This window comes from Microbulbifer epialgicus (assembly GCF_041447265.1).
In the GTDB taxonomy this organism is placed as follows: domain Bacteria; phylum Pseudomonadota; class Gammaproteobacteria; order Pseudomonadales; family Cellvibrionaceae; genus Microbulbifer; species Microbulbifer epialgicus.
This window is the reverse complement of the sequence record NZ_JBGMEK010000001.1, coordinates 159,671-175,494: the sequence shown is the minus strand read 5'-3', so window position 1 is coordinate 175,494 and position 15,824 is coordinate 159,671. Positions and strand designations below refer to the sequence as shown.

14 protein-coding genes are annotated in these 15,824 nt (G+C 42.3%); 8 read left to right on the top strand and 6 right to left on the bottom strand.

The window, feature by feature from the left end; all coding sequences use genetic code 11:
• Positions 1–226 precede the first annotated feature (226 nt).
• The 3 genes from ACCI49_RS00870 to ACCI49_RS00860 all read right to left on the bottom strand — a co-directional run bounded on the left by ACCI49_RS00870 (position 227) and on the right by ACCI49_RS00860 (position 1,855).
• The gene (locus ACCI49_RS00870) at positions 227–592 is read right to left on the bottom strand and encodes a hypothetical protein (RefSeq protein WP_371837074.1); all 366 of its coding nucleotides are present in this window, start codon (positions 590–592) and stop codon (positions 227–229) included.
• A gap of 351 nt (positions 593–943) precedes the next feature.
• Positions 944–1,345 carry a hypothetical protein gene (locus tag ACCI49_RS00865; RefSeq protein WP_371837073.1) on the bottom strand — a complete coding sequence of 134 codons (402 nt, stop codon included), beginning with the start codon at positions 1,343–1,345 and terminating at the stop codon, positions 944–946.
• Between the two features lie 123 nt (positions 1,346–1,468).
• Complete coding sequence (locus tag ACCI49_RS00860; protein WP_371837072.1) at positions 1,469–1,855, bottom strand: hypothetical protein; 387 nt, start codon at positions 1,853–1,855, stop codon at positions 1,469–1,471.
• Between the two features lie 1,214 nt (positions 1,856–3,069).
• On the opposite strand from ACCI49_RS00860, the gene ACCI49_RS00855 reads away from it, so the two are divergent.
• The 8 genes from ACCI49_RS00855 to ACCI49_RS00820 all read left to right on the top strand — a co-directional run bounded on the left by ACCI49_RS00855 (position 3,070) and on the right by ACCI49_RS00820 (position 11,497).
• Complete coding sequence (locus ACCI49_RS00855; RefSeq protein WP_371837071.1) at positions 3,070–4,854, top strand: KAP family P-loop NTPase fold protein; 1,785 nt, start codon at positions 3,070–3,072, stop codon at positions 4,852–4,854.
• A gap of 3 nt (positions 4,855–4,857) precedes the next feature.
• On the top strand, positions 4,858–5,610 hold the full coding sequence (locus ACCI49_RS00850; RefSeq protein WP_371837070.1) for a Qat anti-phage system associated protein QatB: 753 nt from the start codon (positions 4,858–4,860) through the stop codon (positions 5,608–5,610).
• Positions 5,607–6,920 carry a Qat anti-phage system QueC-like protein QatC gene (qatC, locus tag ACCI49_RS00845; protein WP_371837069.1) on the top strand — a complete coding sequence of 438 codons (1,314 nt, stop codon included), beginning with the start codon at positions 5,607–5,609 and terminating at the stop codon, positions 6,918–6,920. Before ACCI49_RS00850 ends, qatC begins: the two co-directional genes overlap by 4 nt.
• Before the next feature lie 8 nt (positions 6,921–6,928).
• Entirely contained in the window at positions 6,929–7,645 is a 717-nt protein-coding gene (gene qatD, locus ACCI49_RS00840; RefSeq protein WP_371837170.1) for a Qat anti-phage system TatD family nuclease QatD, read from the top strand.
• Between the two features lie 219 nt (positions 7,646–7,864).
• On the top strand, positions 7,865–10,051 hold the full coding sequence (locus tag ACCI49_RS00835; RefSeq protein ID WP_371837068.1) for a TonB-dependent receptor plug domain-containing protein: 2,187 nt from the start codon (positions 7,865–7,867) through the stop codon (positions 10,049–10,051).
• 2 nt (positions 10,052–10,053) lie between these two features.
• A complete protein-coding gene (locus tag ACCI49_RS00830; protein WP_371837067.1) occupies positions 10,054–10,986 on the top strand; it encodes an SdiA-regulated/phytase-like domain-containing protein in 933 nt (310 codons plus the stop codon).
• A 117-nt stretch (positions 10,987–11,103) separates the two neighbouring features.
• The gene (locus tag ACCI49_RS00825) at positions 11,104–11,187 is read left to right on the top strand and encodes an AAA family ATPase (RefSeq protein ID WP_371837169.1); all 84 of its coding nucleotides are present in this window, start codon (positions 11,104–11,106) and stop codon (positions 11,185–11,187) included.
• 22 nt (positions 11,188–11,209) lie between these two features.
• Complete coding sequence (locus ACCI49_RS00820; protein WP_371837066.1) at positions 11,210–11,497, top strand: hypothetical protein; 288 nt, start codon at positions 11,210–11,212, stop codon at positions 11,495–11,497.
• 526 nt (positions 11,498–12,023) lie between these two features.
• On the opposite strand, the gene ACCI49_RS00815 is transcribed toward ACCI49_RS00820, so the two are convergent.
• From ACCI49_RS00815 to ACCI49_RS00805, 3 genes are all read right to left on the bottom strand, one after another.
• On the bottom strand, positions 12,024–13,373 hold the full coding sequence (locus ACCI49_RS00815; protein ID WP_371837065.1) for a hypothetical protein: 1,350 nt from the start codon (positions 13,371–13,373) through the stop codon (positions 12,024–12,026).
• 91 nt (positions 13,374–13,464) lie between these two features.
• Positions 13,465–14,538, bottom strand: a complete 1,074-nt coding sequence (locus ACCI49_RS00810) for a M50 family metallopeptidase (RefSeq protein WP_371837064.1) — start codon at positions 14,536–14,538, stop codon at positions 13,465–13,467.
• Positions 14,539–14,567: 29 nt separating this feature from the next.
• Complete coding sequence (locus ACCI49_RS00805; protein WP_371837063.1) at positions 14,568–15,134, bottom strand: hypothetical protein; 567 nt, start codon at positions 15,132–15,134, stop codon at positions 14,568–14,570.
• Positions 15,135–15,824: the final 690 nt, after the last annotated feature.

Genomic DNA, 15,824 nt, shown 5'->3' with positions numbered 1-15,824 from the left:
CAACAAATCTCAATGATGGATTGGGTATCCATCCTCTTTTATACCGCGCATACGCGATACAGCCACCGCTGCATCGCTCTGACAGGAATACTACATATTCATCAGCGATATCTTCCTTGACCTTTTGTTCTTCACTTATATCGCTAGTGTCAATTCGAAGGGCAGGTGGTCCAAGCTCATTAATCGCTTCCTGGATACTTTGATTACGTGCTGTATCCATAATATTTTATTCGTAATCCCACCAGTATGATTTTTCGATTACAGGAAATCCATTGGGCCTCAAGAGTGCAATTCTCCCCTCCCCGACGTCACCGCTAATCCACACCTCTTGTATTCCATTCGATAAAGTTATTTTTTGTTTAGAACCAGGTTCTAGTGAGAACATCCAACAAGGATAAGTATCTCCGAAGCCTGTGCTACACTTATCTGTACCAATAATTGATACCACCTCACCTCCGATATCAACTTGTTTACCATCTGGCAGTGCCCAAAGCGTTGGGGCATGGAAGTTATTGGCAAGGACAGATTTCTCAGAGCTACTGCATCCCATAAACAAAAGGGAAATCAAAGTCCAAAATGCTATATTTTTCATATTTAAGCCCTTGAAAGTATTTTGTAAACCTGACAACAAATTAGTTTGTAAGTTAGGAGTGTGATTGTCAGTAATTGATATCTATTTAAATGATTCGAAAATGGGTTCAAAATACACAAGCACGTGTATTTAAGTCGCAATAGTGTAAGCTGCTAAAATACAAAAGGCATGTATTTGTAAATTCCGTACACTATAGATCCTATTGACCCGCATGTGATGACTGCCAAAGTAATTAATGCCAAATTCATTACTGATATTTTTTGTTTTGTTGTTGTTGACATTGGATGCCCTCTTTTGGTTTGATCATATTTTTTAATAAATTTAAAAATGCTGGTGGTTCAGTATATTTATCTATATATCACCAAATGCCACAGTCATTTTGTCTAAATTCTTGATTCTTGGATTGTCAATTATGTTGATTTTTGATAGTGCGTGACGGTATCTTTCTAAATTTTCTCTCCTTGCTTCTTCATCCCACTTCTCCACTCGATATCTAAGCCAGTCATCAAATGAAACAGACAATATTTCACCTGGAGTGGAGCAAATATATGAGCCGCCAATGTCCACCATTCCCGTTGCACCTAAACGACAGAAGCCCTCCCCTTCTTTTGTATCCAGAAATAAATTCAGGAATTGATCAACAGTGCAATTGACACCTTCCAGCTCGATATCATTTCTTTCTGGGCCGATGTAATATTGATCCGGATCATCTGACGGTTCATGTTCTTGTGATGAAATAATGCGGACTTTCAATATCGATAGATCTTCATAAAAGAGCATTTTATTTCGTACCCTCTACTGTTGCACCGAAATGATCAGCTATCAATGCGTTAATATGTTTTTCAGTTTTTATTGATTTGTTTACTCAAGAGTTATTTAACTTGCGACTAGTTCAACACAGCTGTCGGGATTTATTTTGGGTTTAACTAAAGACTTGCCGTTATTTAGGCTTTTGTTAACTAAACAAATTATTCGACTTTCAATATGTTTCAGTAGGATTTTTGCTCTTTGGCATTCTACCCATGTCCCGTCGACTTGATCTTTAACGTCAGCAATAATGGAAACTTTATGAGCTAAAACTCTGAGGTTGTCAATGTCGAACTCTTGGTCAAATTCTTTATTTAATTCTTGGGTTTTCTTATCTGCTTTTTTTATGTCAGATACTAAATGATAGTCTTTGTCTTTAGCCTCCATAATCTCGCTGTATCGATCGGTTTCACTTAGTTTCCATGGTTCCCAATACAAAATGTTTACAGTTTTCATTTGCTTGCCCGTCCCAATGTTGCATTTAGTAATCGGATATATATTCGGAGATATGCTGGTTCGAACAACTCCAGACAATAGCTACTGCATATATTTTTAGAGCTTTAAAGCCTCGACATGATGATAGGATCTAGGCGAAGAACTTAGAACGTCTTCGTAATCATGCTTATCGATAAATACTTTCCTTGTATGCTTATATCTTTGATAACAGCTTCCCTCGTGCTCTATATCGCTGCTGTTAGTACGATACAGAGAGAATTTCGTCACTTTTGGTTTACAAAGGCTATGCTCTCTAAAAATTAGGCTTGAGTAGAGGCTAATGGCGTAAAGTTCTGACTGATGTTCGTGCGGGCAGCAATAATAGGCCGGTTGTCTGGCGGCCTCTATAAGAATCTCGTTTTTTGATTGGGTGGCATCGCTTCGCTCGGATGGGCTAAATTCTGGGTAATAAATAATGCTTTTGATATAACTTTTTGATGCTTCAGTACAGACAATTAACATTGTGGGGAATACACAAAATATAACAAAAGCGGCTAGAACAACTGAATTTTTAAAACTCTTCTGGTTTTCAGTTTCTGAAATCATGTGAGTGCCCGTGATTTTTTATACGGTAAGAACATACTGAAAATATATTTTCATCTGGTCAAGTGCAAAGAACAAAAAAATAGAGATTGTTTAAAATCGCTGATTTATTACTTATTTTCGTTTAATGATCTGCCATAATTTTTAAATACTTTTGCTTTCAGTTTTACATATATAGCTTGCTCTGCAATGTCTATATGCGGTTAAGATGCATGTAACAATGGTTATGTGTATCAATATTGATGCTTATGCTGATCGCTGCACTCTATTAATGCATACAGTTCATCTCTGATATTATCTAAATATTTTATAGAGCTCTTTGTTTCTCTCTTCCCCTCTTAAGGGCAGGTCTTCCTGACTAAATTTTAATTATTTTATATACAGCTGCATATTTTCTTCGCTTGCCATTATTGATGGCTTCAACAGCCTGGGTGTCGAGGCCGTTTTTCTATATGACTTGGTGTATGGAGTTCTTGGGCACTACAAGCTATGAGTAGCTCCTTCTTGATTTAAATCATGCCTATATAGGTATTGCTGAATCATTCTGAGCTGTTCTAGCATGCACCCTGTCATTTTGTTGAAATTGCAAGAAATAACCCCACATAATTCAACTTTTAAGGAGGAATGGCAGTATGTGGTCGGATACTGAATCTAAGAAGGATTACCTAAATTTTGGAGAGGTTTCGCAACTGGCAGTCGATATCCTCACATCTGATGACATGCTGCCAGTTTCTGTGGGGGTATTTGGGAATTGGGGGGCTGGTAAATCCTCACTGTTAGAGCTTATCGAGGCTGAACTTGAACGGGATCAGAAGGACTGGATAGTAATCAAATTCGATGCATGGCTATACCAAGGGTATGACGATGCTAGAGCAGCCTTACTAGAGGTTATCGCTTCCGCTCTGACTAAGGCAGCTGGAGAAGATGAGAATCTACTAGATAAAGCCAAAAGTCTTTTGTCCCGAGTAAATGGATTTCGATTGATGGGGCTCTTCGCTGAGGGCGGGGCCCTGTTATCCGGTGTCCCTACGGGCGGGTTGCTCGCTAGGAGTATGAATTCCATAGGTAATGCTATGGATGGTATTCAGGACGCAGAAGAATACGAAGAGTTGCAGAAACTGGGCAAGGAGGGAAAGAAAGAGGCTGAGGGTTTACTTAAAGCTAAGCCAAAGAAAAGCCCTCCCCAGCAGATTAAGGCATTTCGCAAGGAGTATGAAGAGCTCCTCAAGGAGCTAGGGAAGCCGCTTGTGGTGATCATTGATAATCTGGATCGTTGCCTTCCTGCTAATGCTATTCACACTCTTGAGGCCATCCGGCTTTTCCTATTCCTAACGAACACCGCTTTTATTATTGCTGCCGATGAAGAAATGATTCGTTCTTCAGTGGCAGATTACTTCAAGGGTGCATCTGATCGCCACCAGATCGACTATCTGGATAAGCTTATTCAAGTCCCTATTCGCGTACCTAAAGCTGGTGTAAGAGAGATTCGCTCCTACCTATTCATGCTTTATGCCATCGACCAGCGTTTACCAGAAGACAAACTTGAGGAGCTTAGAAAAGGCCTGGAGTCAGCCTTAAAGCACTCTTGGAGCGAGCCCCCTATTACTCGGCAGGATGCGCTTGCTCTCACGGGAGAGTCAGAGGATGGCGACTTAGCCAAGGCATTTGCTCGCGCAGACCGTATAGCCCCCGTACTGGCCAACTCCCCTATCATCCACGGCAACCCTCGAATCGTGAAAAGGCTACTAAATGTCGTTAAAATGCGCTCCAGGATTGCCAGGCGTCGATCAATGCCACTGGATGAGGCAGTCATCACCAAGCTGGTGATCTTTGAGCGATGTGTTGGCGCTGAGGCAACTGCTGATTTTTATCGGCTAGTAGATGCTGAACAAGGAAAGCCTTCACTGCTTAAGCAGATGGAGGAAGATAGAGGGAAAATACCTTCTGGTGCACCAGAGACATGGACGGGCAACCCAACCACACAAACCTTCATTAGTGAATGGGCCCAACTTGAACCTCGTCTTGGCGGTATAGACCTAAGAGCAGCCATATACCTGTCTCGCGAGACCATGCCAATTGGTGCCTATGTAGTGGGACTATCCCCGGCCGGCAGGGAGATCTTGGAAGTGCTGGCGAATACCGAGCACACTAGCTCCCCTACTGCAGGCGAATTATTGGGTACTCTCCCCCTGCAGGAACAGATACCGGTCATGGAAGGGGTTATTAACAACTTGAGGCAGGTTTCTGACTGGTCTCGGAAACCCAAAGGATTTGCAGGGGCGTGCTTGCTGGCGCGCCATTCAACTGGAGCGGCCACAGTCCTGGTTCGATTTTTACAGGAGCTGGAATTGGGAGCAAGGCGCCCGCCCTGGATGACAGTAGCACTAAAAGATGAGCAATGGCATAAGGATGGCTAAACAATGGGAACTTCACAATCAAGTAACGGCCCGGGGGGAGGTTCACCACTTATACCTCCATGGGCCGATGACCAATCGCAACAACCTCAACCCCAACCGCCAGCTCAGAGGTTTTCGCCTTTTAGAAAAGCATTAGGGAATGCCGTATCAAGTGGCAACCGCGATGACTTTAAAAGGGCCCTAGGGCACTACGCACGAAAAGCCAGTGGGGGTGGTAGTAATGCTGCTAGGCGAATGGGAAGTGTTACCCAGGCCGGCGCAGGGCTTTTTGGAACGTTAGCAGGGATAGGAGCGGGCCCAGGAGAGACCGGTGTCGATCTAAACAGCCTGGCAGGCCTTCCCTGCGAGCTCGCGATCTCAGCCATTACTGAAGCTCTAACTACCGACGATGGTGATTCAGAAAAGATTCGGGCTGCGATGAACGATGCACTGGTTGAAGCACTCGATGGGGTGGAGACTTTTGACCCTCAGAATATAACTGACGATGTCATTGTCGACACTATGATCGGATATCTAGCTGGAAGCATCTTCTTACAGATTGTTATGGACTCTGATAAAGCCTGGAATAAGGCAGATACACCCTCACAGGCGATAAATGCTGAAACGGAGCTGCGTGAACTTATCAACGTCGTTGTAGACAAGCATATGGCCTCCAAGCTTACCGGCGACCTAAAGACCGTTAGTCCTCAGCAGATGGCTCAGATAGAACGGCAAGTGATTATTGACACATGGAAAGAGTGGGAGGCCTATCAATGACACAATTAGTATTCCACCACAATCTGCAGCTGCTGCCTGCGGCCGAAGAAGATTTGCTGCCGGTGCGGCTCTATGGATTGAGTGGGCAAGAACGTGGTGACCTTTCGTATATCGGAAATCCCATCATTGATAAGGTACGGCGCCTGGGGGTGCCGATAGCCAGTCAAGTTATGGACTTCCTGACCATTGCCATGGCAGTGACAGCAGCGGATACCTTTGTCCACCGGGATAAATCAGATGATGGATGGACCCGTCAGCTAAGAATCCAACTACCACTCCATAATCCCGCCCTATGGTTGCCACTAAAGAAGGACCTAGAAAGCGCACTGCACTTCCTGAGTGGTGATATGTGGGACTTTGAGTTTCAGGACGGTGGCTATGCTCCTCCAGAACCGTATCGTAAGCGGGATAGGTTTAAGCTAGTAGAACTTGAAGGCCTTGATTCTGTTTGCCTTTTTTCAGGTGGATTGGATTCAGCGATTGGCGCGATTGATTTACTTGAAGAAGGTCGAGCTCCCTTGTTAGTGAGCCATGCATATAAAGGTGACAAAGCACACCAAGATCAGATTGCGCAAGCGTTTACTGGCGGATACTCCAGGTATTCTCGCTTTGAAGTAAATGCAGACCCACACCTTTATGCGGGAGTCACGGATATCACTATGCGAACGCGGAGTTTGAACTTCCTTGCGTTTGCTGCTGTAGGGGCTTGCGCGGTTCAGGCTGTTTCACAACAAGAAAAAGTGCAGTTATACGTTCCTGAGAATGGGTTCATTTCACTGAATGCCCCCCTTACCCCTCGCCGGATTGGCACACTAAGTACACGAACTACTCATCCATACTTTATCAAAAGTATCCAAAGGATTTTCGAGGCCGCCAGTATCCCCTGTGAAATCATCAACCCTTACCAATTTAGAACTAAAGGACAGATGGTTTCTGAGTGTAAGAACAGGTCATTGCTAGCGGATATTGTCGGAAGTACAGTGTCTTGCAGTCATTGGAAACGACCCAATGAGCAATGTGGTATATGTGTGCCCTGCCTCATACGGCGCTCAGCGCTCCATTCTGGGAGGATTAGTGAGAATGTTAATTACAGATTTAATGAAATTTCAGATGTGTTGAATGAAACTGATCGCAGAGACGACCTCCTCGCTCTACAGATAGCTGTTGAAAGAAAGTTAACTTGCAAGCCTGGTGCTTGGATATTAAACAGTGGCCCTCTTCCCGCAGAAGATTTTCAAAACTTTCAAGAAGTATTTCTAAATGGACTAAATGAAGTTGCAGCTTTATTGAAGGCTAAGGGAGTCCTGTGAGCATAGACATGCATTGCCACCTCGATCTGTATCCAGAGCCTTTCCAGGTGGCTGAGGAGTGCAGGAAGCGAGGAACCTATGTGCTATCGGTTACCACAACCCCAAAGGCCTGGGAAGGAACCTGTAGGCTCTCGCAAGGGAATGATCGAATACGTACGGCATTAGGCTTGCACCCGCAAATTGCACACCAAAGATCAAATGAGTTAGAGCTGTTCGATGCTCTACTCCCAAATGTAAAGTACGTTGGAGAAATAGGCCTTGATGGCGGAAGTGGCTTTAAGGAGCATTGGGATATCCAGCTAAAGGTTTTTCGGCACATTCTCAGATCGGTGAATCAGTCCGGCGGTCGGATCATGACGATACATAGCCGCGCAAGTGCAGCAGCTGTATTAGATGAGCTTAAAGGTATTGATGGCATTCCCATATTGCACTGGTTTACTGGGACCAAGAGTCAATTGAAGCGGGCGGTTGATCTTGGTTGTTGGTTTTCGGTAGGACCAGCAATGCTAAATACCAAGAGAGGGGGCGAGCTCATTTCATTGATGCCTAAGAACCGAGTACTGACAGAAACAGACGGGCCGTTCGCAAAATACTCCAGAAATACTTTAATGCCTTGGGAGTGTGAAATTGCCGTAAAACAATTAGCCAAGTGTTGGGGGCTAAGCATTGAGAAAGCCCATGCAACAATATATTCGAATATGAAAGAAATATTACAAAAGAAATAGCTGGAGAAACCAAACAGCTCCTGTCACTCAAAGACAAATAAAATAAAAATTGTATTTAAAGTTTCCTGACACTTCAAAGTGCCGTGTAAAATGTTTTCTTTTTGCCGAAAAGTGCAAAAAATACTTCAAAAGGCTTGTGTATACGATATACCTTCTTGTCAGCCTTACGAAGGGTCAAGATGTGGGGTAAATGGCAAATAACGATGCTAGGGTAGTTAAATGAATGTGAAGATCAAGGGATGTATGGTGATGTTTCTTTCGTTGCAAGGTTTCGCTATGAGCGGAACTACTGCGGCGAATGAATTTGAAGATATGGAGTTCGATTCTTTCGATGAGACTGGGGTGCCAGTATTAGTTACCCCTACTCGATTGAAACAGTCTAAGCATGATATTCCTGCGTCAGTAACGCGCATAGAGGCGGCTGAGCTGCAGGATCTACAAATACGAACGATTCCTGAAGTTTTACGGTATGTCGCAGGCATGGCCGTTGGCTACGCATCTGGTAACCAGCCTCGTATTAATTACCATGGAACTAATGGTTTAATCCCTCGAAGGATGCAAATCCTGATAGATGGAATGAGTGTCTATCGTGCAGGTTATGCTGAAGTTACTTGGCCTTTGTTACCGATCACAATCCAGGATGTATGGGCTATTGAAGTCACTAGGGCTCCAAGTTCACCCACATACGGACAAAATAGCATGATGGCTGTGATAAATATTATCACTAAGGATCCGGCACAAGTGCAGGAACCACAGCTTATCACGCGTTATGGAGATCAAGGGACTCGGGATGTATACACCCAGTTTGGTGACTCCCCAAGCGAATCATTTAGTTATCGTGTAAGTTTGGCCAAGGAGATTGATGACGGATTTGATAAAAACTTTGTTGGTGAAGAGCGTCGAGATGGTACAGACATGAACCATCTTAATGCCAAAGCCAAGCTTAATCTTAGTGAAGCTACCGATCTTAATATGTTTATTGGTTTCTCAGAGGGAGTCACAGAGCTCGAGTACCGCGATAACCAACAAACAACTTTTCCAGATATTGATAACACAGCTCAATATTATCAGGCTGACTTGCGACATGTTTTTTCGGCTAAACATGAGCTCAAAGTGAAATCTTATTTCACACAAATAGACCAAGATGTCAGCTGGACAACATCCCAGCCACTTGCTCTCTTTTTACCAAGCCTCAGAGAACTTCATTTTCAAAATTCAGATTATGCAGCTGCGATTGTTGCTGGCCAAATGCCTTCTGGAGGCACAGCTCAAGATGATGCACTCGCGATGACAGTTCTACAAGAAATAGCAAGCTTGGGGGTGAGTGCTTTTGATCAAACTTATATTGAAGTCAATGAAGATGCTGTAGAGTCAAAATTTGATATAGAAGTAGAGGATACGTATATCCTCACTGATAGTTTCCGATTTGTAGTCGGTGCTGGTGCTACTAAACAGTCTTTAGAGTCGGAAACATTAGTTGCTGGCAAAGCTGAGAATTGGGGCGCGCGTGTATTTGGCAATGGTGAATACCGCCAGGGGAAATTTGTATTGAATTTAGGGGCAATGATTGAAGATGAGGAAAACTTAGATAGCCCTGAGCTGTCCCCTCGACTAGGTTTGAATTATCGTATAGCTCCAAGCAATACAATTCGTTATGCGATCTCGCGTTCGGTACGAACCCCGGATCTTCTTGAAACGGATAGAGATTGGAATTATGAAGTTGCAGGACCTGGGGTGCCTGTTGCCGGGCAGATGTCGAAATACTTCTATTATAATGCCAAAGCAGAAAACGATCTTATCCCTGAAGAAATAGTCTCCAACGAAATAGGGCTGTATGGATACCATAACGTTAATTTAACCAGAGGCGGTGTTTCGACGTTAGAATATGATTTAAAAGTTTTCTACGATGAAATGAAAGATCTTGTTTCTGAAAAGCCACTGTTTTTTGATTACCATCCTACGAATAATACAGAAAACACGCTTAAAGGTGCGGAATTCGAGTTGGATTATTTTGTTAGAGGTGGCTACTTACCATATTTTCTCGACAGCATGAAAATTCATGCCAATTATGCATATTTAGAAACTGACACAAATAACTTCTACGAGCGGTCTTTATATGCAAGACATACTGGGGCGTTATATTCAATTTTTTACTTCCCAAACAATATGCACGTGTCTTTGGCATATTATGGAAATAGTGAAGTAAATGGTGAACCATTTGACGGGTATGAAATAGGCGCCGGAAAAACCTTTATGTTTAATGGTGGAAGTGACTTAAGCATTAGCGGAAAGATCATTTACCACCCAGATGAAGTAAATGAATTCACTGTTAGTGAGACGTTTAACGTCCAAAATAATTATGATGACGCAACTAGTCTTTATCTAACAGCAAGGTATTCATTCTGAAGATGATTAAAACACATCATATAGTTTTCGGGTTGGTACTAACCTATTGCTCTTTTACAAGTGCGAATGAAAAATCGCTTGATTTCGAAGCTGGATATATAGTGGACGGTATATCCAAACTTCAACCGTCTGGGTTGACCGAATGTGAAGGAAGGCTTGTATTTGTTTCCGATAAACATGAAAGTGAGGTGTTTGAGCTCGCCTTAACTAAAAAGGGAATAGCTCAGGCCAAAGTCTGGAAAACTATCGACAATATCCCGAACCCACCCGAGCAAAAATTTGGATGGTGGATGGAAGGCAAGCGATTCTTAGCTGAGGTGCTTGGGCTGACTGGCGGAGCAGATTGGGAAGGGGTTGCTTGTGATGATCAGGGTAACCTCTTTTTAGCTAGTGAATATTACTTTTCGCTCCTAAAGGTCGATCTTACTGGAAATAAAGAATGGCTTGTAGAGGATTTGTATTCGAAGGGAAGAGAGTTTGGCCTATTTGAAAAGGATAATGCATATATCGAAGGTGTCATGATTGGAGAAAACGGAATTCTTTTGGCAGATGAAAGAGAGCCTAGAGGATTCGTTTCAATAAAAAATGACATTATGTCTTTCTATGCACAGCCTGGAACCCATCTTTCAGAGGAAAATCTACCTTATGATTACACCGGATTAGATGAATACAAAGGAGAAATTATAGCTCTGGAGAGGAATCACTATAAAGTTTGTAAGCTTTCTAAAGACTTTAAAGGCAATACTTGTTATTCGTTTAGAGACGTGGCTAATTCGTCTAATTGGGGATATGTCACAGGTAGATATGGACTGGCTGAAGGTTTAGCGGTAACTGATGACTTTTTATGGATCATTTTTGATAACAATGGTGATTATAGAAAGGCTAACCCAGAAGATTCACGATCGACTTTATTGAAATTCAAAAATCCTTTTTAATCAAAATGCGTGCTGCTTAAGTTTAAGTAGTACGCATTAGTTTCTAGAAGTAAGACTCATTTCAAATATCACTCTGATGCATTATTAAGTGAGGGGGTTTATCCTTCACGCTCAGTAATCTTCCAGGGGGAACCAGGTGTTGGCAAAACTATGTCTGCACGTTGGATTGCAAAAAAACTAAATTTCTGGTTTCGTGAATAAGAAATCAAAAAAGAGAAAACACATGGAGTCTATCGTTTCAGTTTCCCTAGGTCTAATTAATATAATTTTAGTTTTATGGGCAGCTCATGCAGTATATGAGGATATGTTTTTAACTCGGTCTTACGAGTGGTTGGTAAATCACTATCTTCCAGGCAATGAATTGAGGGAAAAGGCACCTTCGGCGGCGCTCAAGAAAATAGAAATTTCTGGCGGATCATCAAAAAGAACGTTCCGCAACACTGTTATGCGCCCGATGATGGGAGATGAAGTAAAGCTTAGTGGATCAAAAGAAGAGCAGTCTCAGCCATAGTGTGGCGTAGGAAGGCTATCTGTACCCACGCTTTGTAGGATCTTTAAGTATTAAGTGGAAGGTAACCATGCAAGCTAATGCACTTTTACATGCGGTGGTGGATGGTGTTGAGAATACAACAGAACTGGATGTTTCTCATAATGAATTGTGACAGTTAATGCACGCAAACTGTTTTCTGTGCGCAAATATTCAAGGGGTAAAGAGGTTATGGTGCCGGCCATACTCTATGAGGTGCAGTTACACAAACAAGATTCTGCGGCTGCACACGTTCGTCTTCCAATCGATAAAGCCATGAGGGCAACGGATTGATGATGATCTGCTACCCACTAAATTGCGTATCCAGGAACCGGAGCGGAAGCGCGTCGAAGAGGAAAATTGGTTACTACAGCCAAATACGGCCACATCAAAAGAATGATGGATTGTCGCCAAATGTGGAGGAAGAATAATATTGGAATGCTCAGAGTTCAGTGGTTTTAGCTGACCACTACAGTCCACGTGGGCAACTAAAGCCACTGAAGCTTGGATACTACGATATTTCAGTTAACATTAAAGATCTCCCAACCTTATTTATCCAATATGAGACACTTAGGCTTTTAAGCTCATCATCTTTATTCAGGCTGATAACATTACTAAAGCTTACTGAGTCACTTTCGAAGCTGGCCAAATAAGGTCCCGCACTATAAGCTCTAATTTGTATTTCCCCAAGATTTTCCAAATCTTCCGATTTAAGTTGTAATACATCACTAACATCACTATAGGTATCGCTTTTATTCCTTACAAGGATTAAGCAGCTAATACGGTACTTTTGAAACAGAGTCTGAACTATGATTTGTGAAATAGAACATTTAAGTTGACCGCGCTGATAGCGAAATTGACGCCCAAATATAGTATTTATATACCTTTTCATTGACCTGATATTCCCTGATGTGATCCACTCATCAAGTCTGAACGGTAGGTCTGGATCAAATGTTTTTTTATGAAGTCTATTTACAAAAGATGCTCCTGCCGATGTAAGAGAATATTTTGATGTAAGTGAATTCTTTCCTTTTCTAATTACCAGAGCCCCCCTCTTGTTAGCAGATTCAAGTATCGGGCATCGAGATGCCGGTGTACCTATCTGGCTATTTTCCCTGAAAGAATACTTCCCAGATCCTTCCCAGGATGACATAGTTTTCATCAGGTCATATTCTGAGATACCTGGATTTTCTGAAACTATAAAAATGGTCATCAACTCATATTTTGAAATGAATGGAGCCGCTGCCAGGTTAACCCATTTACATGCTTCAGATAATACGATGGAGGAATTTGTATTCCACCAATAATCAAATGTATTCTTCGCGTATTGAATGTCTGCGAGTTTTTGAGCTTTTGAGTCTCTATCCCAAATATTTTTTTTCCTGCTATTCCATGCAGAAATCAATAATCTTGAATCCATAGAATATAGGTATAAACAATGAATGGGCGGAGCGCTGTCAAAGCAAATCTGGTCCAACAGTTGCCGTGCGGCACCAAAACCTGAACGATCAGGATCTACAGCACAAATCACCTCTTTATATCCAGGCATCCTGACTCTGAGATACCGAATCATCTCATCAATAGTTGAAGACTGGTGTTCTCGGATATCTTTGTTGGAGATTGAAAAAACAGTATTTCCATCTGCGTTTATAAGTAACTTTTTTGGCTTTATAAACTTTGGTTTTAAGTCGCCAGGAGGACACGTAAAAGGAATATCTCGGAAGGATATTTTCGGCTGAGCGAATCGCCAAAATCCATAATTATAAGTGAAGACTATTTCTATGTCAGAATCAGGGCTGAGGAGGTTCTCATCCTTTAATTTTTTTACCAGGTATGGTTTTTCTGCTATTAAAAGGCGCATTTTTATAATCCTTGTGTGAAATAATTACAAGCTTTTAAAGCACAGCTTGGCTGTGAACAGTTAAGTTTTATGGGCCGAGATTATATTTCCTTCACATGATATAGCGTGCCATATCATTTGTGATACCTAGAACGAATATTGATGCGAATGCAGCTACTCCAAGATAGAAATACATTGATTCGACTGCCTTTGGCAGAGGTCTCTTTAAAACTCGTTGAATTGTCGTGAGAACAATTTGTGAACCATCAGTAAAAGGAAAAGGAAGCAAGTTAACAAAAGCTATCATTAGATTGACACTGGCAATAAAGAAAAGGTATTCAATCCAGTTTCTTTGAGCTACTTTTGAACCTTCTGCTCCGAGCATAATGAAACTACCAAGTTGATCACGAGCATAGCTATTGGTAGGAAGTTGGATTAATGTCTTAGCGATTGACACAATTATAGTCTTAGCATAGTCGACAGACATTAAAGCCTTATCTGCAAATGAGAATTCTCTGTAATAGACCAGAGCGGGATTTTGACCTGCTTCCTCTGCAGAGATAAATAAAATACCAAGCCCATTACCCTCTCGCCATAACGATGAAGGTGCTGATAATGAATATCGAACTCCGATAGCTTCAGACTTGAACACAAATTCGATATTGTCATCTAAGAGATTACTTTTAATTTGCGCAAGAGCATCATCTCTAGTGTCTATGCTTCTTCCCGCCACTGAAATAATACGGTCACCTGGTTTGATTCCAGAGGCTTCTGCTAAGGAAGATGTTTGCACCTTGGATATGACCGGAGCAAGTGAAGTCCTTTCTGATGGCATTAGAAAGAAAAGTAACAGGATCCCGAAGATTATGTTCACTGCTGGGCCTGCCGCAAACACAAGTATTTTTTGCTTGAACGGGAATTCTGGAAAGGTTCTCATAACCTTAGGCATACCGCGTTTCTCCATCTCCTCATGAGATAGAAAGGAAACATAACCTCCTAGAGGAACTATACCCAGGCGATATTCAATTCCACTATATGTATATGACCACCCAGGGCCGAACCCAATACTGAAAGTCTTGATGGGGATGTTATAGAACTTAGCGCATATAAAATGGCCAAACTCATGAATAATAACGATTGTAGAAAGCCCGAGTATTGCGAGGGCGATAGTTATAAAATCTTGCATGTTGAATCCGATTTTGGGCTAGTTTTTATTTAACCCTGTTCAGAAGCAATAGGGGTAGAAGTAGTATTAGCTGAGCTTTGATCAATATCGGATAGATATTTTTTCTTTGTAGTAAGTGAGCCCGAAGTTAAAGAACCAGGAGTCGTACACCGCATCATATGCTTATCTGTTGCTTTTTGGATTGGAGACCGCATAGGTAACAGTAGACAGATTATTAGCATCGAGGAAGCGCCTACTAGTAGCCAAATCGTGATACCGATATTATCTACTGATAAGGAGGAAACGGTTTCATTTTGAGAAACTCCATTTCCTGATATGGGAGTGGTGCCTACCCCCACATGTGCCAAAATATCTATGAGGGCAGTAATTTCATAGCTGGAAGCGAATAAGGCTAGCCAATAGAAAATTGCAGGGGGTAAAATTAATAACGCTATAGTCGCTCTAGTGAGTACAAATTTTACAAATTTGGTCAACGCCCAAGCTGTCCTTAGCCATAATTTAGGCCTCAACCTTTGTTCGCGGATAAATCTTTGACGTTCCTGATCAAGCAATTTATAGGTCTCATCGTCCCTACTATTTTGCAATTCTTCTGACATATCTTCTACCTTATGGGCTAGGATGGAAATAGAAAGATGTAAGTACTACATCATCCATTCTGAACATCGACCTGCAACAAGAAACATTTGAAAAGGGAAGATATGATCCTAATGGGCAAGATAAAGGCGTGATGAGCTATATATGATGTGGCAAAGGATAGGGCTGTACTAAGAAATATGTTGACCCGCCCTACTCTAAAACCGCCCTACTCCAATTAGTTGAAATAGGATGCAGGGCGCCGGATCAAATTATCGTTAATTTTCAACACGAAGTGGACCGAGGTTGGTTTTCGCTTGATTATGTCAAGGCTAACTGGAGGTGTTATATCTACAAGCACCAGGGCGCGCACTTCCAACTCGATGATTACAGAAAGCTTTACGTTGAAAAGAACCGGCTATTCTATTCCGTTATAGGCTTGGGCGTCATTCGCCCCATTTAGGGAGATGATGTGGCTAAACGGATGAACTGGGCCGATCACAAGCTCAGTGTGAGGGCGGACTTCGCGTAAATGAACATGGTGGCATGTCCTTCAGCCGTGTGAATGACTCGCCCGAGGAATCGTGCACGAATGCTTCCATCATCGACAATACTTCCTTCCAGAGCCTACCCCAGATAATCGTGGTTATCAGCAGAACCACCTGCCAGCTGCTTGCGCCCCAAAGGGGGTGCGTATTTTGCCCGATGATGAA

Coding starts and splice junctions, on each gene's coding strand:
- ACCI49_RS00870 (WP_371837074.1), bottom strand. CDS start 592: ATGAAAAATATAGCATTTTGGACTTTGATTTCCCTTTTGTTTATGGGA.
- ACCI49_RS00860 (WP_371837072.1), bottom strand. CDS start 1,855: ATGAAAACTGTAAACATTTTGTATTGGGAACCATGGAAACTAAGTGAA.
- ACCI49_RS00855 (WP_371837071.1), top strand. CDS start 3,070: ATGTGGTCGGATACTGAATCTAAGAAGGATTACCTAAATTTTGGAGAG.
- ACCI49_RS00850 (WP_371837070.1), top strand. CDS start 4,858: ATGGGAACTTCACAATCAAGTAACGGCCCGGGGGGAGGTTCACCACTT.
- qatC (WP_371837069.1), top strand. CDS start 5,607: ATGACACAATTAGTATTCCACCACAATCTGCAGCTGCTGCCTGCGGCC.
- qatD (WP_371837170.1), top strand. CDS start 6,929: ATGCATTGCCACCTCGATCTGTATCCAGAGCCTTTCCAGGTGGCTGAG.
- ACCI49_RS00835 (WP_371837068.1), top strand. CDS start 7,865: ATGAATGTGAAGATCAAGGGATGTATGGTGATGTTTCTTTCGTTGCAA.
- ACCI49_RS00830 (WP_371837067.1), top strand. CDS start 10,054: ATGATTAAAACACATCATATAGTTTTCGGGTTGGTACTAACCTATTGC.
- ACCI49_RS00820 (WP_371837066.1), top strand. CDS start 11,210: ATGGAGTCTATCGTTTCAGTTTCCCTAGGTCTAATTAATATAATTTTA.
- ACCI49_RS00815 (WP_371837065.1), bottom strand. CDS start 13,373: ATGCGCCTTTTAATAGCAGAAAAACCATACCTGGTAAAAAAATTAAAG.
- ACCI49_RS00810 (WP_371837064.1), bottom strand. CDS start 14,538: ATGCAAGATTTTATAACTATCGCCCTCGCAATACTCGGGCTTTCTACA.
- ACCI49_RS00805 (WP_371837063.1), bottom strand. CDS start 15,134: ATGTCAGAAGAATTGCAAAATAGTAGGGACGATGAGACCTATAAATTG.